Raw genomic sequence first — 16,553 nt, 5'->3', positions numbered from 1 at the left:
GCCGACCGCTTCAGTGGAAGGTCGACTTGGAAAAGAGATTGAGGACCACCACGCCTGCTATGATCAGCCCCAGTCCGAGGATCGCCGCCAGATCGAGCTTCTGCCCGAAGGCGAAGTAACCGACGAGCGAAATGAGCACGATGCCGAGCCCACTCCACACCGCATAGGCGATGCCGACGGGGATGAAGCGCAGCGTGTAGGACAGGAAGAAGAAGGCGATCGCATAGCAGACCACCATCATCACCGTCGGCCCCAGCCGGGTGAAATGCTGCGCGGCCTGCATCGCCGAGGTGCCGAGCACTTCGAAGACGATGGCTGCAACCAGGACGGTATAGAGCATGGCGGGGTTCATCGGGGGACTCCATTCCGGACCAGAGCAGTTCCAGGAAAAGTGCAAAGCGGTTTTCCGTCCGGAGCTGCGTGATTTCAAAGACTTAGATCACTCCAGTGTTTCGATAAAACGATGAAGTGATCTATTGCGCCGAAAGCGCCTTGAGATTTTCAACCAGACCGACCCGCGCCTCGGCATCGAGGTCGTGGCTCTGCATCAGATCCGCGAGCCAGACGCCGTCGCAGGCGAAACGCGCAAGCACGCAGCCGGTCGAACCGTCCGTCTCCGCAAACTCCGCCGATCGCCGGCCGACCCAGTCGCGCCAACGGCTCTTCAGATGCGGCTCGGCAATCAGCGCGATGGTCAGCATGCGCCAGCCCGGCACGTCTGTTGCCGGATCGAGCGCGAAGCAGACATCGATATAGGCGCGGGTGAACCGCCCCTTCGCCACCGGATCGCGCGCCATCGCCGCCTCGATCTCGCGATCGAACCGTGTCACCAGGTCGTCGAACAGCCCGTCGAGCAGCGCGAGCTTGTTCGGGAAATGGTGCAGCAGCCCGCCCTTGCTGACCCCGGCTGCCTGCGACACGGCATCGAGCGTGATGCCAGCCACGCCCTGCTCGTGCGAAAGGCGTGCGGCAACCTCCAGCAATTGCTGGCGCACCTGTTCCGGCTGTTTCTTGCGACGATGAGCTTCGGTCATGCATCCATAAAGATACCGTCTGGACGGTTTGTCAAGAGAAGTGTTGTTTGACCGCGATGAAACGCCGCAAATTCGCGTTCTGAAAATCGTTGTCCGCCCGGTCGCTGCGCGCTAGGACCGAACGAACGAAGGACGCAGAGCATGGCGGAACCGGAAACCACGACCCTCTACGAAGCCATCGGCGGCGACCCGACGGTCCGCGCCCTGACGCGCCGTTTCTATGAGCTGATGGACACGTTGCCGGAAGCGGCGCGCTGCCGTGCCGTGCATCCGCCCGATCTTTCCGGAAGCGAAGAGAAGTTTTACGAGTACCTGACCGGCTGGCTCGGCGGGCCGCCCATCTATGTCGAAAAGCGCGGCCATCCGATGCTGCGCCGTCGCCATTTCGTCGCCGAGATCGGGCCCGAGGAACGGGACGAGTGGCTGCTTTGCTTTACCCGCGCGCTTGAGGAAACGATCGACCATCCCAAGCTCCGGCAGATCATTCTCGACCCGATCACCCGCCTCGCCCTTCACATGCAGAACAAGGAATGACCATGTCGCACAGCGGATTTCGCGCCACGACGCTATTTGTTGCCGGTTTGATGGGCCTGACCGGCGTCGTCAGCGCGGCCGCCGCTTCGCATGGCGATGACCCGAGGCTGCTTGCCGGCATTTCGGCGATGTGCCTCGCCCACGCCCCGGCATTGGTGGCGCTCTACGCCGCCTGGCCGCACTTTCGAATGGCGGCCGTTGCCGCGCTTCTGATCGCGGTTGGCACGGCGCTGTTTTCGGCCGATCTCGCCATGCGCCATGTTGCAGGCCACGGTCTCTTCCCGATGTCCGCTCCGCTCGGCGGCACGACGATTATGGCGGGGTGGCTCGCCGTTTCGCTCGGCGCCTTCCTGCCGAAGAAGACGGCCTGACCCCAAAACAATTCGCCTCCCGGAGAGGTCCATCCGGGAGGCGAATAACACGCAAAATCAGGATCATATGTCCGCGCCGGCGCGCGGATCAGGCGCCTTCAACGGCCGAAAAACCCTCGAACTTCGGCGGACCGAGATACATCGCCCTGTTCTCGCCGGCGTTCTTGTGGGCCGCGCGAAAATTCTCCGACTTGGTCCAGGCTGAAAACGAATCCTTGTCCTTCCAGACCGAGTTCGAGGCGAAGAGCGTGTAGCCCTCCTCCGGCACGCTGTCGCCGCGCAGCAGGTGGAAGGAAACGAAGCCGGGCATCTCCGACAGGCTGGAATCGCGCCCCTTCCACACCGCTTCGAAAGCCTCTTCGTGGCCGATGGCGATACGAAAACGGTTCATGGCAACAAACATCTTGGTCTCCTAGGTCCTTTCACCGATACGGCAAAACGATCCAACTCTTTGAATGGACGCAACCCCGCACGGAAAACCGCTTCGCACTTTTCCTGGAATTGCTTCCTAGCTTACGCATTTCCGGACGGAAAACCGCTTCGCACTTTTCCTGGAATTGCTAGGCACTTTCCTTCTTGAGGGCGGCATCGCTTGTGGCCCGTGGAAAGGCGAGGATAGTTCCTTCCTTCGGCTCCGCAAGCCCGAACGGGTCGCGCACCGGCGGGCGCGCCTGCCAGGTGGGGAACTCGGCGACATTGGTATTCTCTTCCACCATGCGCGCCCGTCGCGTCAGGATCTCGTAGAGCTCGGGCACCAGGCCGTCGCCCTGCTGGGCCGCCAGCTTGTGCAAGCCGATCATCATGGCGAGGTCGGGACGTTCTTCGTTCATTGCAAATTCTCGTCTTGTCTTTCAGAGGATTACCGCTCGTTGCGGCTGGTGGTCAGGTCCTGGAGCGCGCGTTCCAGGCTCGACTTCGAGCCGTTGCGCAGCGGCACGAAGGCCTTGCCCCACTTCTTGCAGCCGGTCTTCACGCGAAGACATGCGTCATGGCTGATGCAGTCGATCGGGCAGAAGACGCAGTCGACAGACGGCAGCACGCGGTCGATACGCGAAACGGCCTCACGCAGGCCACCGTCGTGGTGCAGCAACTCGGCGCCGAAGGAGCTGGCGATTTCGCGCAAGTGCGCCACCTGGCAATCACGGCCACCGACATACAGGAAGCTGCGCCCTTCGAGCGTCGCCTTGCCGGCCTCCTGGCGGGCCTCGACCGGTTCCGAACCCGAGCGACCCTTGCCGTTCTTCGCCGCATTCTGGTGACGCTTGCCGCGCATGCAATCTTCTCCGTCTGGTCGCGCAACAAGGGCCTTCGTCAGGCAGCCGGTCGCATCGGGATATCCTCTCGACACACACCCTTCGGCTGCGTGACGAGGGCAACCTATTAAACTTGATAAACAGAGTAAAGTATAAACATGAGTTTTCTAATCATATTTTTTCTTGCAGCTTCTGCGCGAATCCCACGGCAAGGGGAAAAGGTCAGCGGACGGTCGCAACCATCGGCACGATGAAGGATTCGGAGCTTGGCGCTCCGGCCGGAAACGCCGGGAATGGCGCAGCGCGGCGAACCGCATCGATGGCGGCCTCGTCGATCGCCGGCGAGCCGGAACTGCCCGCGAGGCTGACACGCGTCAGGTTTCCATTCGACGTCAAGGTGAAACGAACGGTCGCCGTGCCGGATACGCCGTCGCGTCTTGCAGCCGACGGAACCTTGAACCGGCGTGTGATCCGCTTGCGGATCTTGCCGCCATAATTCTCCATGTTGGCGTTGCCGACCTCGGACGCGCGGCTGTTGCCATTCGCAGCGGACGAACTGCCATTCTCCTGGCCGTCCTGCTTGCCCTTGACCTGATTTTGCGCCTGCTCGCCCTGATCGCCCGCCTTCTTGCGGGTGACCTTCTTCTTTTTCACCGGCTCCTTCTTCGGCTCCGGCTTTTCGACCTTTTCCTTCTTCGGCTCCTCGGGCTTTTCTTCCGGCACGACAGTCTCGACCGGCGCGACGCTCGCCGTCACCACAGCCTCGGCGACTTGCAGGGTAGGCATTTCCTCCGCCGGCAGGATCACGTCTGCCTCCGTCGCCGTCAGGTCGTGGGGTTGCTCTGCAGCAATCTCCTGCGTGGGGGCAACATCCTCGACCGGCTGGATCTCGGCGGGCTGAACCTCCTCGGGCAGATCTTCCGTGGGCTCGACGATTTCGGACACTTCACCGGACTGAAGCGTTTCCTCGAATGCATCGCCGAGAAGCGCCACTTCGACGCTTTCGCCACCCTGGATCAGATCCAGTTGCGTCTCGGGCGGGCTGCTACCAAACAGCGTCGCGAGCACGACGCCGTGGGTTGCAAGCGATAAGACGGCGGCCCCGCTCCAGATGACGATACGCTTCATTTCAGCCTTACCTTCGTCGCACCAGGGCGACGCAAACCTCATGCTCGGATTGCCGGACGCGCTAAGCCCCAGTCCCGCTCACCCCTTGAGTTCGACCGCCGACTTAGAGCCGGTCTTGATCCCGCTCATGCAGGCGCCCGGCTGAACCCCGTCGCCGACACAGGCCGGCGCGTCGTTGATCAGCAGGCTCTTCACCGCATCGCAGTTGGTGCCGGGCAGATCGAACTGGCGAACCTTGGTCTTGCCGGCGGGAAGGTCGCGGAAATCGAGCACGGCCATGCGTTCGACCAGCCCCTTCTGGTCGAAAATGACGAACTCGAAGGAAACCTTGCTCAACGACTGCGCGAATTCGTTGCCGGCAACGAAGGTGAGCTTGCAGCCCTTCTGGGACGGCGCCACCTCGTAGAGCTCGATCGTCAGCCCCCCAGCCGCTGCGGTCTCCTGCGCCTTGGCAGCGGTTGCGGCAACGAGAGCCGCAAGAGCAACGGAAACAATCGGAAGGCTGGGAAACTTCATGACGACACCACTCCAAAGGATCGAGCACACCACCGAACGCCGGCCGCACGCCCTTGTCCACAAGCCGGCAGCAAGTAACTTGAGTTTATAAGTCCGGTATTGCGTCCATAAATAAATATGAGTAATGAAGTCAAGATAGTAATCGAATTGCACGGCGGGAAATGCGGGAAAATCAGCGCGGCCTGCCCACTCGAAACGGCCGAAACACAGTGACCAACGACAACAATCTCGCACGCCCCTCGGAGCCTCCGGTGCTGACCGGACGGGCGCAACGGATCATCGAAAGTCGCGAGCTCTTCGGCACCGAAAACGAGATTCTCATTTCCCACGACGGCGCGATCTACCGCATGAAGATCACCCGCCAAGGCAAGCTGATCCTGAACAAATAGGCAGATGAAAATGACCGAGAGCCTTCGCCCCACTCCCGTTGAAATCCGCGCCTACCGCGCCGAAAACCCGAAATTGCGCGAGCGTGATATCGCAGCCCAGCTCGGCGTTTCCGAAGCCGCGCTGGTCGCTGCCGAATGTGGGCTGACCGCCGTGCGCATCGATGCCGACGCCAACCGCTTCCTGTCGCGGGTCGAAGAGCTCGGTGAAGTCATGGCGCTGACCCGCAACGAAAGCGCCGTCCACGAAAAGATCGGCGTCTACGAGAAGATCACCACCGGCGAGATGGCGAGCATCGTGCTTGGCGAACAGATCGACCTTCGTGTTTTCCCGAGCGCCTGGGCACACGCCTTCGCCGTGACGAAGACGGACGACAAGGGCGAAGTCCGCAAGAGCCTGCAGTTCTTCGACAAGTGGGGCAACGCCGTGCACAAGGTACATCTGCGCGCGGCATCGAACGACACGGCCTATGAAAAGCTCGTCGCGGATTTCCGCCTCGACGATCAGACGCAAGAGTTTGTCGCCGACACCAGCGTTCAGCCGACCGACGACAAGCCGGAAACCGTCGTGGACGTCGTCGAGCTGCGTGAACGCTGGACGAAGATGACGGACACCCATCAGTTCCACGGCATGTTGCGCAAGCTGAAGATCGGCCGCCGCCAGGCGCTGAGCAACATCGGCGACGATTTCGCCTGGCAGCTCGACCCGCAGAGCGTCGAAGCAATGATGCAGGCAAGCGCCGAAGTCGAACTGCCGATCATGTGCTTCGTCGGCAACCGCGGCATGATCCAGATCCATTCCGGCCCGATCGCCAAGATCGCGACGATGGGCCCCTGGCTCAACGTCATGGATCCAACCTTCCACCTGCATCTGCGCACCGACCACATTGCCGAGCTCTGGGCGGTGCGCAAGCCGACAGCCGACGGCCATGTCACCTCGATCGAGGCGCTCGACGCCAAGGGCGAAATGATCATCCAGTTCTTCGGCAAGCGCAAAGAGGGCCTGGCGGAACGTCCCGAATGGCGCTCGATCGCCGAAGGCCTGCCGCGCCTCGATACGACGGTTGCCGCCTGAGCGAGAGAATAGGATACGCAAGATGATCAACGGTCTCGACTTCCGTCGCCTTCGCCGCTCGGGGCTGGCGCTCGGCGCCTTCGCCCTTTCGGCGACCTTCCTGCTGCCGGCAGTGGCACCCGATGCCCCCGCCTTCATCCGGACGGCCATGGCCGAGGACACGCAGAAGGCCGACGTCTCGCGCGTCGTTTCGGTCGGCGGCGCCGTCACCGAGATCATCTATGCGCTCGGCGAAGAAGGCCGTCTCGTCGGGCGTGATTCCACCAGCACCTATCCGGAAGCAGCAAAGACGCTTCCGGATGTCGGCTATATGCGCCAGCTCGCGCCCGAAGGCATCATTGCGGTCAATCCGAGCGCCATCGTCGCTGTCGAAGGCAGCGGCCCGCCGGAGGCGCTGGCGGTGCTGAAGGAGGCCAACATCGCCTTCACCAGCGTGCCCGAGACCTTCGACAAGGCCGGCATTCCCGCCAAGATCCGCGCCGTTGGCGCTTTTCTCGGCGTCGAGGACAAGGCAGAAACGCTCGCCAAGAGCGTCGAAGCCGATCTCGATGCAGCCGTGGCGGAGGATGCCGCGCGCGCCGACAGTGAGCGCAAGCGCGTGCTGTTCATCCTGAGCACCCAGGGCGGCAAGGTCATGGCCTCTGGTCAGGGTACCGCCGCCAACGGCATCATCGAACTCGCCGGCGCGGTGAACGCCGTCGGCACCTTCCCCGGTTACAAGGCACTCACCGACGAAGCGATCGTCGAAGCCAAGCCCGACGTCATCCTGATGATGGATCGCGGTGGCGAACACGCCGCCAAGGCGGAAGAGCTCTTCGCCATGCCGGCATTGAGCCTGACCCCTGCTGCCCAGAACAAGGCGCTGGTGCGCATGGACGGCCTGCACCTGCTCGGCTTCGGCCCGCGCACAGCAAGCGCCGTTCGCGAACTGAATGCCGCCATCTACGGGAAGAAGGCCAATGCCTCGCAGTGAGGCATTGGGCCGCGGCATGCGCCTGACCGGATTGGCCGCCGACATCCGCAACGAATGGCGTGCGGGCAACCGCTCGCGGCTGGCCCGGCTTCTCGTCGTCGCCCTCGTGGTAATCGCCATCGCCACCTTCGTCGGCTCGATCATGACCGGCGCGGCCGACGCGTCGCTCGCCAATGTCTGGCGCTGGCTGATCGGCGAGGCCGACCAGGCCCTGAGCATCCGCGACCGCATCATCATTCTCGATATCCGGCTCCCTCGCGCCGTGCTCGGCATGCTCGTTGGCGCGTCGCTTGCAGTTTCCGGCGTGGTCATGCAGGGGCTCTTCCGCAATCCCCTGGCCGATCCCGGCCTCGTCGGCGTTTCCTCGGGCGCGAGTCTTGGCGCCGTGCTGCTGATCGTGCTTGGAACCGCCACCTTCGGGCCGCTGTTTGCCCTGTTCGGTTTCTATGCGCTGCCGGTCGCTGCCTTCTTCGGCGGCCTCGTCACGACGCTTTTGCTCTACCGCATCGCCACGCGCGGCGGGCAGACCTCGATCGCCACCCTGCTTCTGGCCGGCATCGCGCTTGGCGCACTGACCGGCGCCGTCACGGGCGTGCTCGTCTTCATGGCCGACGACAAGCAATTGCGCGACCTCACCTTCTGGGGCCTGGGCTCACTTGCCGGCGCCAACTGGACGAAGATCCTGGCCTCGGCGCCGATCATTCTGCTTTCGCTCGCCGTCACCCCTTTTCTCGCCCGCGGCCTCAATGCGATCACGCTCGGCGAGGCGGCAGCCTTCCACATGGGCATTCCCGTCCAGCGGCTGAAGAACGTCGCGATCGTCAGCGTTGCTGCGGCGACCGGCGCGTCGGTTGCCGTCAGCGGCGGCATCGGCTTCGTCGGCATCGTCGTGCCGCATCTGCTGCGCCTCGTCATCGGCCCCGATCACCGCTACCTGCTGCCGGCCTCGGCTCTGCTCGGCGGCACGCTGTTGATCCTTGCCGACATGATCGCCCGCACCATCGTTTCCCCGGCGGAACTGCCGATCGGCATCGTCACCGCTTTTATCGGCGCACCGTTCTTCCTCTGGATCCTGCTGCGCGGCCGTTCGAACATGGGATTGTGAGCGAAGCCATGATCAACGTTTCCAATCTCTCCGTCCGCCTCGGCGGGCGACCGGTCATCCACGGCGTTTCGCTCGAGGCCCGACCCGGCGCGCTGACGGCGATCGTCGGCCCGAACGGCTGCGGCAAGACCACGACGCTGAAGGCCATTTCCGGAGAGCTTGCACCAGCAGGCGGGACGATCCGCATCAACGGCCGCGACCTGCGCGGCCTGAAGCCCTGGGAACTCGCGTCGATGCGCGGCGTGCTGCCGCAATCGACCGTCATCTCCTTCCCGTTCACGGTGCGAGAAGTGGTTCGGCTCGGGCTTGCCGCCGGCGCAAACGCCGACGCCGCCCTGCACGACCGGATCGCGGCAGAAGCGCTCGAAGCGGTCGATCTCGGCGGCTTTGCCGGGCGTTTCTATCAGGAACTGTCCGGCGGCGAGCAGCAGCGCGTGCAGCTTGCCCGCGTGCTTTGCCAGATCTCAGAACCCGTTACCGATGGCCAACCGCGTTACCTTCTGCTCGACGAGCCCGTCTCAAGCCTCGATATCCGCCACCAGCTGGGCATCATGCAGCTCGCACGCAGCTTCTGCGAACGCGGCGGCGGTGTCGTTGCCGTCATGCACGACCTCAATCTCACCGCCATGTTCGCCGACCACATGGTGATGATGAAGGCCGGCAAGGTCCGCGCCAGCGGCGCGCCGGCCGAGGTACTGACGGACGAGACGATGGAAGCGGTCTTCGGCTGCCGCATGCGGGTGGGCGTGGCTCCGCCAGCGCCGGTGCCCTTCGTGCTGCCGCAAACCGCATCGCTCTGACGCAAGCGCACGTCCGGATTCTTCCGAGAGCCAACACCAAGATTTATCGAAACAATTTCCGCACTTGCGCGTTGTTCTCCCGAAGCGCCGGCGTAGGCCTGCAGTTGTGCCCGCCGGTTTGATCAGGAAGCGCCGACCGTTCGCGGCCGGCGCATGTGTGAAAGGGAGTATTCGTCATGGCGTCAGGCCTCTTCTCCGGTTCGAGCTCGCGTTCGACAAAAAGCAACGGCAAGCTCGCCGACATCTCCATCGAGGAACAACTGGGCGAATTGCGCAATGATGTGGCGACGCTTGTCGCCCTCTTGGCCGATCGCGGATCGACGGCTTCGCAGCAGGCGCGCAGCAAGGCACAGGATGCCCGCGAACAGGCTGAAGCGGGCCTCAGCGAACTGTTGGCAAGCGGTGAAGATCTGCTGGCCGAGCTTCGTGATCGCTACGCCGGCACGGAAAAGCAGGTTCGGCACGCCGTGCGCGAACATCCCGTCGCAACCCTCGGCGCCGCCGCCCTGATCGGTCTGGCCATAGCCGCGCTTCTTCGTCGCTGAAGAAGATGCAAGCCGGTGAGGCGGATGGGTTGCGCCCATCCGCTGAGATCGAGGGGAAGATGATCGGGGGCAATTCATGGGACCATTGACGGCAGCCCTGACCGCGCTCATGAGCGCCGATATCGGCGCGGCCACTGCGCGCGTGAAACGCAATGCGATCTTATGGGGCATTATAGGATTGCTGCTTGCCACGGCCTATGTCTTCGGCCTCGCAGCCGCGTTCCTGTATCTCAGCGCACTTTACAGTCCGGTCACAGCCTCCGCCGCGATCGCGATCGCGTTTTTCGTGACCGCGCTGGTGCTGTTCGGCATCATTGCGATGCTGCAAGGACGCGACCGCCGCCTGGCCGAGGAGCGTCGCCGCCGCAGACAGATGCAAACCAACCTGACACTGCTTGCCGCGGCGGGCATCCTGCGCAAACAGCCGCTGCTTGCGGTCGCCACCGCTCTGGCGATCGGGGCACTCGTGGGAACTGGCAAACGGCGCGAGCGCCGACGCGACGACTGACGCTTAAACAAGGTCCCAAACCAGTTACGGACTCGTCCGCCGCGATTGCGATCGACGCCTTATAGCGGCAGGCGGATCAGCGCCGTGACGCCGGCCGGCAGATATTCCACCTTGACCGAGCTGCCCAAGACCTTGTCGAGGCTCCGCTCGATCAGGATCGAGCCGAAGCCGCGCCGTTTTGGCTCGCGCACCGGCGGCCCGCCGACTTCGGTCCAGGTGAGATGCAGAACGTTGTCGCCATCCTCGATCATGTTGCGCGCCGTCAGAACCACCTTCCCCTTCGGCACCGACAGCGAACCATATTTGACGGCGTTGGTAGCAAGCTCGTGCAGAACGAGACCGAGGCCGACCGCCTGGTCAGGCCCGAGCGATATCTCGTCCTTGTGGATCTCGATCTGCTCGGCATAGCAGTTGACATGCGGCAGCAGCTGCTTGGCGATGAGGTCTGCGAGCCGGATGGTGCCCCATTCGTGATCGGAAAGCAGGCCGTGCGCTTCGGAGATCGCCTGCAATCTCCCGGCAAAGGCGGTCATGAATTCCGCCGGATCGCTGGTCTGGCGCAAGGTCTGACGGGCGAGCGACTGCAGCATCGCGAGCGTGTTCTTGACCCGGTGGTTGAGCTCCTTCAGCAACAGCCGCGTGCGCTGTACCGACGCCTGCTGGTCGGTGACATCGATCGTGACGCCGATGAACGTCAACGGATTGCCCTTGCTGTCGCGATCATGCACGCGGCCGCGCCCGAGCAGCCAGCGGCCGGTGTCGCCGACGCGGAACATGCCGTCGTACTCGTCGTCGGCCTTCATCGCCTGGCGTAGCTTGGAAAAAGTCGCGCCGCGATCGTCGATATGGATCGCTCCGAAGATCTCGCGGGCGCCGACGAAGCTGTCGGCCGGCAGTCCGAACATGCGTTTCATCGCGCTGTTACCGGCAATGACCCCGGAGCGGATATCCCACAACCAACTGCCGATGTTCGCTGCTTCGAGCGCCATTGCGTGGCGCTGCTCCTCGCGTGACAGCGCCGCCTCTTTGAGCGCGCGCCGGCGCGCTTCGTCCTTGATCTTGAAGAGGGAAGCGGCCAGCCCGGCGAGCCGGCTCAGCTGGTCCATCAGCGCCTGCGGCACGTCGGCGCGCGGCTTGTCGTCGAGAACGCAGACCGTGCCGACGGCCTGCCCGTCGAGCATGATCGGCGCGCCGGCATAAAATCGCAGGAACGGCGGCCCTACGACCCGCGAACGTCGCATGAACAGCGGATCAGTCGATGCGTCGAGCACGACGAGACTGGTGTCGGCTTCGGCCGCCACCTGCACGCAGAAGGACTCCTCCGACGACGCCCGGCTCTCCGTGGTTCCGACGGCCGCCTTGAACCATTGCCATTCGCGGTCGATCAAGGTCACCAGCGCAATCGGCGCGTCGAAGAGGCCGGCCGCAATTCCAACGATGCCGTCGAAGTCCCGATCCGGCACCGCCATGTCGGGCACGGTCGCGTGCAAGACGCTCAGACGTTCAGGCGCGTCGAGCAGCGTCATGACGGGCGGGTCTGTCCTTTCAGTCCTCATGCGCATTCGGTCTCAATTCCCAATCTGAGCGGCTTGGGGAGCCCTTGCAGGCTGCACCCGCATCTCGCTCGGTTCTGGGCATATCGACCCAAAATCGTCATGATTGCGCTCTGCCTCCACCACCCGCCTGCCCCTCGGGCACAGGCGTCAGTGAAAGCAGGACACCGCCGATTTTGCAACGGTGTCCGGCTCGAAACTTTCCTCAGGAAACAAAGGCGCGCGACGTGATCGGGGCCGACGTCTCGTCGGGGCCGTAGTCGTTTTCGCCCTTCACCTGAAGAATGTCCTGCAAGCGCTGGCGCGCCCGGTTGACACGGCTCTTGATCGTTCCGAGCGCGCAGCCGCAGATCGTGGCCGCTTCCTCGTAGGAAAAGCCGGAAGCGCCCACGAGGATGATCGCTTCACGCTGGTCGGGCGGTAACATCTCCAGCGCCTTGCGGAAATCCTGCAGGTCCAGCGAGCCGTATTGTTCAGGATGATGGGCGAGAGACTCGGTGAAATGTCCGTCGCTGTCCTGAACTTCGCGTCCGCGCTTGCGCATCTGGCTGTAGAGTTCGTTGCGCAGGATGGTGAAGAGCCAGGCCTTCATGTTGGTGCCCATCTCGAAGTGGTCCTGCTTCGCCCAGGCCTTCATGATCGTGTCCTGAACCAGGTCGTCGGCACGGTCGTGACGGCCGATCAGCGACATGGCGAAGGCACGCAGACTCGGCAACGCGGCCAGCATCTCACGCTTGAAATCATTCTTTTCGGATGACATTCCGGTACTTACTCCCTGCCCTGCAGCGCCGATTGCTGCTCGGCCGCGTCGAGTTTTTCCAGAAGATCGAGAAAACGCGCGGGTATCGCCTCTTCCTGCACGGACTGATAGAGCGCCTTCAGCTTCGCTGCAATTTGCGCATTTGGATCTTCTGTCCATAAGGTCGTGCCGGTGGTCCGCCCTGCCCCTGTTTTATGTTTCATTTTCAAACTGTCGCCTTCAAGTGTCGAAATCGCCAAAACTGTCCATAGCCGCCATAACGCTGTTGAAAATTGAAATGTTCCCTCGCGGAACCTTTTTTTACGCGGAGCGTTCTCGCAACGTCACCGTAAAACGATTTTCGAGGGAGTTCCTCTATGACTTTGTCCACGCGGATCGCACCGCTCCTGCCGTATCTGCGCCGCTACTCACGCGCGCTAACCGGCTCGCAGACATCAGGCGACGCCTATGTTGCCGCCGTTCTCGAAGCGCTGATCGCCGACACGTCGATTTTCCCCGAAGCAAGCAATGATCGCGTTGGCCTGTTCCGCCTGTTCACCTCGCTCTTCGGCTCCTCGTCCGTGCTCGTGCCTGAACCAGTTTCTCCGTTTGCCTGGGAGCAGCGCGCGTCGATCAATCTCGCAACCGTCTCGCCGCTTGCCCGCCAGGCATTCCTTCTGGTCTCGGTCGAAGGCTTCCGGCCGGAGGAAGCGGCCGAAGTTCTCGATGTCAGCATCGACAAGGTCGGTGGCCTGCTCGATCGCGCCTCGCAGGAAATCTCGCGCCAGGTCGCGACCGATATCATGATCATCGAGGACGAACCGCTGATCGCCATCGATATCGAGCAGATGGTCGAGAGCCTTGGCCATCGCGTCACCGGGATCGCCCGCACGCGCGACGAAGCGATCGCGCTCTACAAGAAGACACGGCCGAGCATGGTGCTTGCCGATATCCAGCTTGCCGATGGCAGCTCCGGCATCGACGCGGTCAACGACATCCTGAAGACGAGCGCCATTCCGGTGATCTTCATCACCGCCTTCCCGGAGCGGCTCCTGACCGGCGAACGGCCGGAACCGACCTTCCTGGTCACCAAGCCGTTCAACCCGGACATGGTCAAGGCGCTGATCAGCCAGGCTTTGTTCTTCAACGAATCCACCAAGGCGGCGGCCTGAGCGCGACTGCATGTTTCCCTCGACTGTAGGCGGTCGAGGGGGGCATGCGCCGATCCAGATCTTGCAGCGGCCCGCGTCTTACGGCGCGTAGGCCGCTGCAGGTCGTTTCGGGAGTTGTTTGGCAAGATTGCCGGAACGTCCCGACGAGAACTCTCTGAGCTGACATCAGCAATTTCGTCACTGGACCTGCGCATTCACCGGCGGCTTCTGCCAATCTGCGCGTACCACCACACTTGGCTAGGTTTCTCGCAAAGGAAGCCCCCTGAAAACACAACAGCCAGTGCCGAGGGAAGGCACTGGCTGGTATGTGCAACTCACTCGGGGAGTGTGAGTTGTAGGCCGGCGGTCTGCCTCCGGCGCCGCATTGGGGGCTATGCGCGCCACCGTCCGGTCAACAACAGAATGCGCGACACGGAAAAAGGTTCCATGACCCCGCAACAACCTTTTCGGCAGCAGCCGTCACGCCATCTTGTCGAGCTCGTCACGGTGGCGATAGAGCGCCAGGAAGCGGCGATAGTCGCGATCATAGGCGTCGCGAACCGCCGTGTTCGGCAGGCGCTCGTGCCCACCTGACGCCATTTCGGCGCCGGCCGCGGCGAGATCCGCGTGCATGCCGCCGGCAACCGCTGCCGCCATTGCCGTTCCGAGCAGGACGGCATCCGGCGCTTCCGGCGCCACAACCCGGCAGCCGGTAACGTCACAATAGAGTTCCATGAGCAGCGCGTTGCGCACATGGCCACCGGTGACGTGCAGTGTGTCGAGTTGGTAGCCGACCTCGCGCATCATCTCCAGGATATGGCGGATGCCGAGCGCGATCGCGACGCAGGTGCGCCAGTAGAGCCGGCAGAGCGCGTCGAAGGAGGAATCAAGCGGCAGGCCGCTGATGACGCCGAGGCCATGCGGATCGGCGAGCGGCGAGCGGTTGCCGTGGAAATCCGGCAAGACATGCAGGCGATCGGCAAAGGCCGCGCCCTGCTCGGCGCGCAGTTCCTGCACCCGGGCGATGATCCGGCCATGGGTTTCAGCGGTCAGTTCGAGACCGCCGCCATGGAGCCGCACGATATGGTCGAGCAGCGCGCCTGTCGCCGATTGCCCGCCCTCGATCAGCCAGGCGCCGGGCAGCACCGCCTCGTAATAGGGGCCCCACATGCCGAAACCCGGCTTCATGTCCTTGGAAAAGGCGACGATGCAGCTCGACGTGCCGGCAATCAGGGCCAGCTGTTTTTCGAGCTTCTCCGGCTTGCCGATGAAGCCGCCGACGACGCCGAGCGCGCCGGCATAGGCATCGATCATGCCGGGGGCTACCTGGCAGGTCTCGTCGAGGCCAAGCTCGGCGGCGGCCGCAGCGTTCAGACGGCCGACAGAGCTTCCGATCGGCAGGGTCTCTTCCGGCAGCCCGCCGCGCTCAATGAGATCCTCGAGCCCGATCTTTGCGAGATAGTCCGGCTGCCAGCCGCGCTTCTCATGCGCCAGGTAATTCCACTTGGCCGTCAGCGTGCAGCGCGAACGCGCAGCACTGCCGGTCGCCCGCCAGGAAAGATAGTCGGCAAGATCGAAGAAGAAGCCGGCCTTCTGCCATTGCTGCGGCAGATTGCGCTTCAGCCACATGAGCTTCGGCATTTCCATTTCCGGCGACATCACGCGGCCGGAGAAGTCGAGCACCGGATGGCCAGTCGCCGTGCAAAAATCCGCCTCGGCGAGCGCCCGGTGATCGAGCCAGACGATCGTGTCCCAGCGCGCCTCACCCTTGCGATTGACCGAAAGCGGCTTGCCCTCGCGGTCGCGCACCACCAGCGAGCAGGTGGCATCGAAGCCGATCGCTCCAATATCCTCCGCAGCGATCGCGGCCTTTTCCTTCGCCGCTTTGACGGCGCCGCAGACGGCGCGCCAGATATCTTCGGAATCGTGCTCGGCGTGGTTTTCTTCCGGCCGGTTCATGGCGATCGGCAGGTCGGCACGCGCAAGCAACCTGCCCTTGCCGTCAAAAATACCGGCGCGCGCACTGCCGGTACCGACATCGACCGCAACGACGAATTCACGCATCAAAGAAAGTCCCCGCCCCCAAGATCACGATGATTTAGGATCTGCCCGACCCAATCACAACCGCGATCGATTGTCATGAAGGAGAGCGGACGTGCGGGCGGAAAACCGCACACATGTTCCTCGTCCCACTCCCGTTTCGTCCCTGCTGCTATCGGCCGACAAACTGTAGCAATTCGCCCATGTCGTCAAACAGCGCGTCGGGACTGAGAGCGGCAAGACTCTGCCGGTGCTTGTCGGTGCGCGCGTGGCTGCCGCCGGCAAAGGCAAAGACCCGCATGCCCGCCGCCTTCGCCGCTTCGATGCCGGCCGGACTGTCCTCGACGACGACGCAGTCGTGGGGATCGAAGCCCATCTGACGGCTCGCGTGGAGAAAGAGATCCGGTGCCGGCTTGCCGTGTTTCACCATGGTGGCGGAGAAGATGTTGGGCTCGAAGAGGTCGATGAGCCCCGTGACGGTCAGCGACAGGCGGATGCGCTCGGGCTGGCTGGAAGAGGCGACGCAACAGGCGCCCTTCAGGCCTTCAACGGCGCCCCGGATGCCGGCGATCGGCTGGAGTTCGGTGCGGAAACGGTCGTAAAGCCGGAGGCGCATGCTTTCGAGAAACGCATCGTCGGTGGCAAGCCCGTATTCGTCGTGCAGGATCGCCGACATGCTTTTGAGGCTGCGTCCGAGAAAGCGTTCGGTCGCCTCCTCGGTGGTCATCGAGACGCCGGCGGCCGAGAGCACGTCCACCAGCACCTCCAGCGAGATCGGCTCGCTGTCGACGAGTACCCCGTCGCAGTCGAAGATCACCAGCCCGGACGCCGCATCCGCCATC

General features: G+C 63.3%; 22 protein-coding genes. 10 read left to right on the top strand and 12 right to left on the bottom strand.

Translation table 11 applies throughout. The annotated features are described in order from the left end of the window. Nucleotides 1–10 precede the first annotated feature (10 nt). Nucleotides 11–352 carry a DMT family transporter gene (locus tag OVA00_RS23795; protein ID WP_034794243.1) on the bottom strand — a complete coding sequence of 114 codons (342 nt, stop codon included), beginning with the start codon at nucleotides 350–352 and terminating at the stop codon, nucleotides 11–13. 121 nt (nucleotides 353–473) lie between these two features. Then, on the bottom strand, nucleotides 474–1,034 hold the full coding sequence (locus OVA00_RS23790) for a TetR/AcrR family transcriptional regulator (protein WP_034794011.1): 561 nt from the start codon (nucleotides 1,032–1,034) through the stop codon (nucleotides 474–476). A gap of 141 nt (nucleotides 1,035–1,175) precedes the next feature. Between OVA00_RS23790 and OVA00_RS23785 the strand changes: the two genes are divergently transcribed. Together OVA00_RS23785 and OVA00_RS23780 are read left to right on the top strand one after the other, a co-directional pair. Then, on the top strand, nucleotides 1,176–1,568 hold the full coding sequence (locus tag OVA00_RS23785) for a globin domain-containing protein (RefSeq protein ID WP_034794012.1): 393 nt from the start codon (nucleotides 1,176–1,178) through the stop codon (nucleotides 1,566–1,568). Nucleotides 1,569–1,570: 2 nt separating this feature from the next. Next, entirely contained in the window at nucleotides 1,571–1,939 is a 369-nt protein-coding gene (locus OVA00_RS23780; protein ID WP_268089709.1) for a DUF423 domain-containing protein, read from the top strand. Between the two features lie 88 nt (nucleotides 1,940–2,027). On the opposite strand, the gene OVA00_RS23775 is transcribed toward OVA00_RS23780, so the two are convergent. From OVA00_RS23775 to OVA00_RS23755, 5 genes are all read right to left on the bottom strand, one after another. Continuing rightward, a complete protein-coding gene (locus OVA00_RS23775) occupies nucleotides 2,028–2,342 on the bottom strand; it encodes an antibiotic biosynthesis monooxygenase family protein (RefSeq protein ID WP_268089708.1) in 315 nt (104 codons plus the stop codon). A gap of 157 nt (nucleotides 2,343–2,499) precedes the next feature. Beyond that, nucleotides 2,500–2,769 carry a hypothetical protein gene (locus tag OVA00_RS23770; RefSeq protein WP_034794016.1) on the bottom strand — a complete coding sequence of 90 codons (270 nt, stop codon included), beginning with the start codon at nucleotides 2,767–2,769 and terminating at the stop codon, nucleotides 2,500–2,502. A gap of 29 nt (nucleotides 2,770–2,798) precedes the next feature. Continuing rightward, a complete protein-coding gene (locus tag OVA00_RS23765) occupies nucleotides 2,799–3,212 on the bottom strand; it encodes a DUF2325 domain-containing protein (RefSeq protein WP_034794019.1) in 414 nt (137 codons plus the stop codon). A 202-nt stretch (nucleotides 3,213–3,414) separates the two neighbouring features. After that, nucleotides 3,415–4,320 carry an energy transducer TonB gene (locus tag OVA00_RS23760; protein ID WP_034794022.1) on the bottom strand — a complete coding sequence of 302 codons (906 nt, stop codon included), beginning with the start codon at nucleotides 4,318–4,320 and terminating at the stop codon, nucleotides 3,415–3,417. Nucleotides 4,321–4,398: 78 nt separating this feature from the next. Beyond that, complete coding sequence (locus OVA00_RS23755) at nucleotides 4,399–4,836, bottom strand: hypothetical protein (protein ID WP_268089707.1); 438 nt, start codon at nucleotides 4,834–4,836, stop codon at nucleotides 4,399–4,401. A 251-nt stretch (nucleotides 4,837–5,087) separates the two neighbouring features. Here OVA00_RS23755 and hemP point away from each other — a divergent pair, with 251 nt between their 5' ends. The 7 genes from hemP (at nucleotide 5,088) to OVA00_RS23720 (ending at nucleotide 10,228) form a co-directional block, all read left to right on the top strand. Beyond that, nucleotides 5,088–5,225: a hemin uptake protein HemP gene (hemP, locus tag OVA00_RS23750; RefSeq protein WP_034794249.1), complete on the top strand. Its 138-nt coding sequence runs from the start codon at nucleotides 5,088–5,090 to the stop codon at nucleotides 5,223–5,225. Nucleotides 5,226–5,235: 10 nt separating this feature from the next. Beyond that, the gene (locus OVA00_RS23745; protein WP_162741309.1) at nucleotides 5,236–6,297 is read left to right on the top strand and encodes a hemin-degrading factor; all 1,062 of its coding nucleotides are present in this window, start codon (nucleotides 5,236–5,238) and stop codon (nucleotides 6,295–6,297) included. A 22-nt stretch (nucleotides 6,298–6,319) separates the two neighbouring features. After that, on the top strand, nucleotides 6,320–7,270 hold the full coding sequence (locus OVA00_RS23740) for a heme/hemin ABC transporter substrate-binding protein (protein WP_268089705.1): 951 nt from the start codon (nucleotides 6,320–6,322) through the stop codon (nucleotides 7,268–7,270). Continuing rightward, nucleotides 7,257–8,375, top strand: a complete 1,119-nt coding sequence (locus OVA00_RS23735) for a FecCD family ABC transporter permease (protein ID WP_113188933.1) — start codon at nucleotides 7,257–7,259, stop codon at nucleotides 8,373–8,375. Before OVA00_RS23740 ends, OVA00_RS23735 begins: the two co-directional genes overlap by 14 nt. An 8-nt stretch (nucleotides 8,376–8,383) precedes the next feature. After that, nucleotides 8,384–9,175, top strand: a complete 792-nt coding sequence (locus tag OVA00_RS23730) for a heme ABC transporter ATP-binding protein (RefSeq protein ID WP_112985831.1) — start codon at nucleotides 8,384–8,386, stop codon at nucleotides 9,173–9,175. A 176-nt stretch (nucleotides 9,176–9,351) separates the two neighbouring features. Then, nucleotides 9,352–9,720, top strand: coding sequence for a DUF883 family protein (locus OVA00_RS23725; RefSeq protein ID WP_034794036.1), 369 nt, complete (start codon nucleotides 9,352–9,354; stop codon nucleotides 9,718–9,720). A 76-nt stretch (nucleotides 9,721–9,796) separates the two neighbouring features. Further along, on the top strand, nucleotides 9,797–10,228 hold the full coding sequence (locus tag OVA00_RS23720) for a hypothetical protein (RefSeq protein ID WP_060582423.1): 432 nt from the start codon (nucleotides 9,797–9,799) through the stop codon (nucleotides 10,226–10,228). 59 nt (nucleotides 10,229–10,287) lie between these two features. Here the strand turns inward: OVA00_RS23720 and OVA00_RS23715 are convergent, their stop codons facing one another. The 3 genes from OVA00_RS23715 to OVA00_RS23705 all read right to left on the bottom strand — a co-directional run bounded on the left by OVA00_RS23715 (nucleotide 10,288) and on the right by OVA00_RS23705 (nucleotide 12,744). Further along, nucleotides 10,288–11,790, bottom strand: a complete 1,503-nt coding sequence (locus OVA00_RS23715; RefSeq protein ID WP_268089704.1) for a sensor histidine kinase — start codon at nucleotides 11,788–11,790, stop codon at nucleotides 10,288–10,290. 196 nt (nucleotides 11,791–11,986) lie between these two features. Continuing rightward, on the bottom strand, nucleotides 11,987–12,541 hold the full coding sequence (locus OVA00_RS23710; protein WP_034794051.1) for an RNA polymerase sigma factor: 555 nt from the start codon (nucleotides 12,539–12,541) through the stop codon (nucleotides 11,987–11,989). 8 nt (nucleotides 12,542–12,549) lie between these two features. Continuing rightward, complete coding sequence (locus tag OVA00_RS23705) at nucleotides 12,550–12,744, bottom strand: NepR family anti-sigma factor (protein ID WP_034794063.1); 195 nt, start codon at nucleotides 12,742–12,744, stop codon at nucleotides 12,550–12,552. A 153-nt stretch (nucleotides 12,745–12,897) separates the two neighbouring features. Between OVA00_RS23705 and OVA00_RS23700 the strand changes: the two genes are divergently transcribed. Continuing rightward, nucleotides 12,898–13,692 carry a response regulator gene (locus tag OVA00_RS23700; protein WP_034794073.1) on the top strand — a complete coding sequence of 265 codons (795 nt, stop codon included), beginning with the start codon at nucleotides 12,898–12,900 and terminating at the stop codon, nucleotides 13,690–13,692. Between the two features lie 459 nt (nucleotides 13,693–14,151). On the opposite strand, the gene OVA00_RS23695 is transcribed toward OVA00_RS23700, so the two are convergent. Further along, complete coding sequence (locus tag OVA00_RS23695) at nucleotides 14,152–15,735, bottom strand: FGGY-family carbohydrate kinase (protein WP_268089703.1); 1,584 nt, start codon at nucleotides 15,733–15,735, stop codon at nucleotides 14,152–14,154. 148 nt (nucleotides 15,736–15,883) lie between these two features. Next, nucleotides 15,884–16,552 carry an HAD family hydrolase gene (locus OVA00_RS23690; RefSeq protein WP_268089702.1) on the bottom strand — a complete coding sequence of 223 codons (669 nt, stop codon included), beginning with the start codon at nucleotides 16,550–16,552 and terminating at the stop codon, nucleotides 15,884–15,886. Between the last annotated feature and the right edge of the window lies 1 nt (nucleotide 16,553).

Source organism: Ensifer sp. SL37 (assembly GCF_026672675.1).
GTDB classification, from domain to species: domain Bacteria; phylum Pseudomonadota; class Alphaproteobacteria; order Rhizobiales; family Rhizobiaceae; genus Ensifer; species Ensifer adhaerens.
This window is presented reverse-complemented; position numbering and strand designations above follow the sequence as displayed.

What these genes read in the sequence shown, in the direction of transcription:
- OVA00_RS23795 (WP_034794243.1), bottom strand. Translation starts at nt 352, where the DNA reads ATGAACCCCGCCATGCTCTATACCGTCCTGGTTGCAGCCATCGTCTTC.
- OVA00_RS23790 (WP_034794011.1), bottom strand. Translation starts at nt 1,034, where the DNA reads ATGACCGAAGCTCATCGTCGCAAGAAACAGCCGGAACAGGTGCGCCAG.
- OVA00_RS23785 (WP_034794012.1), top strand. Translation starts at nt 1,176, where the DNA reads ATGGCGGAACCGGAAACCACGACCCTCTACGAAGCCATCGGCGGCGAC.
- OVA00_RS23780 (WP_268089709.1), top strand. Translation starts at nt 1,571, where the DNA reads ATGTCGCACAGCGGATTTCGCGCCACGACGCTATTTGTTGCCGGTTTG.
- OVA00_RS23775 (WP_268089708.1), bottom strand. Translation starts at nt 2,342, where the DNA reads ATGTTTGTTGCCATGAACCGTTTTCGTATCGCCATCGGCCACGAAGAG.
- OVA00_RS23770 (WP_034794016.1), bottom strand. Translation starts at nt 2,769, where the DNA reads ATGAACGAAGAACGTCCCGACCTCGCCATGATGATCGGCTTGCACAAG.
- OVA00_RS23765 (WP_034794019.1), bottom strand. Translation starts at nt 3,212, where the DNA reads ATGCGCGGCAAGCGTCACCAGAATGCGGCGAAGAACGGCAAGGGTCGC.
- OVA00_RS23760 (WP_034794022.1), bottom strand. Translation starts at nt 4,320, where the DNA reads ATGAAGCGTATCGTCATCTGGAGCGGGGCCGCCGTCTTATCGCTTGCA.
- OVA00_RS23755 (WP_268089707.1), bottom strand. Translation starts at nt 4,836, where the DNA reads ATGAAGTTTCCCAGCCTTCCGATTGTTTCCGTTGCTCTTGCGGCTCTC.
- OVA00_RS23745 (WP_162741309.1), top strand. Translation starts at nt 5,236, where the DNA reads ATGACCGAGAGCCTTCGCCCCACTCCCGTTGAAATCCGCGCCTACCGC.
- OVA00_RS23740 (WP_268089705.1), top strand. Translation starts at nt 6,320, where the DNA reads ATGATCAACGGTCTCGACTTCCGTCGCCTTCGCCGCTCGGGGCTGGCG.
- OVA00_RS23735 (WP_113188933.1), top strand. Translation starts at nt 7,257, where the DNA reads ATGCCTCGCAGTGAGGCATTGGGCCGCGGCATGCGCCTGACCGGATTG.
- OVA00_RS23730 (WP_112985831.1), top strand. Translation starts at nt 8,384, where the DNA reads ATGATCAACGTTTCCAATCTCTCCGTCCGCCTCGGCGGGCGACCGGTC.
- OVA00_RS23725 (WP_034794036.1), top strand. Translation starts at nt 9,352, where the DNA reads ATGGCGTCAGGCCTCTTCTCCGGTTCGAGCTCGCGTTCGACAAAAAGC.
- OVA00_RS23720 (WP_060582423.1), top strand. Translation starts at nt 9,797, where the DNA reads ATGGGACCATTGACGGCAGCCCTGACCGCGCTCATGAGCGCCGATATC.
- OVA00_RS23715 (WP_268089704.1), bottom strand. Translation starts at nt 11,790, where the DNA reads ATGCGCATGAGGACTGAAAGGACAGACCCGCCCGTCATGACGCTGCTC.
- OVA00_RS23710 (WP_034794051.1), bottom strand. Translation starts at nt 12,541, where the DNA reads ATGTCATCCGAAAAGAATGATTTCAAGCGTGAGATGCTGGCCGCGTTG.
- OVA00_RS23705 (WP_034794063.1), bottom strand. Translation starts at nt 12,744, where the DNA reads ATGAAACATAAAACAGGGGCAGGGCGGACCACCGGCACGACCTTATGG.
- OVA00_RS23700 (WP_034794073.1), top strand. Translation starts at nt 12,898, where the DNA reads ATGACTTTGTCCACGCGGATCGCACCGCTCCTGCCGTATCTGCGCCGC.
- OVA00_RS23695 (WP_268089703.1), bottom strand. Translation starts at nt 15,735, where the DNA reads ATGCGTGAATTCGTCGTTGCGGTCGATGTCGGTACCGGCAGTGCGCGC.
- OVA00_RS23690 (WP_268089702.1), bottom strand. Translation starts at nt 16,552, where the DNA reads ATGGCGGATGCGGCGTCCGGGCTGGTGATCTTCGACTGCGACGGGGTA.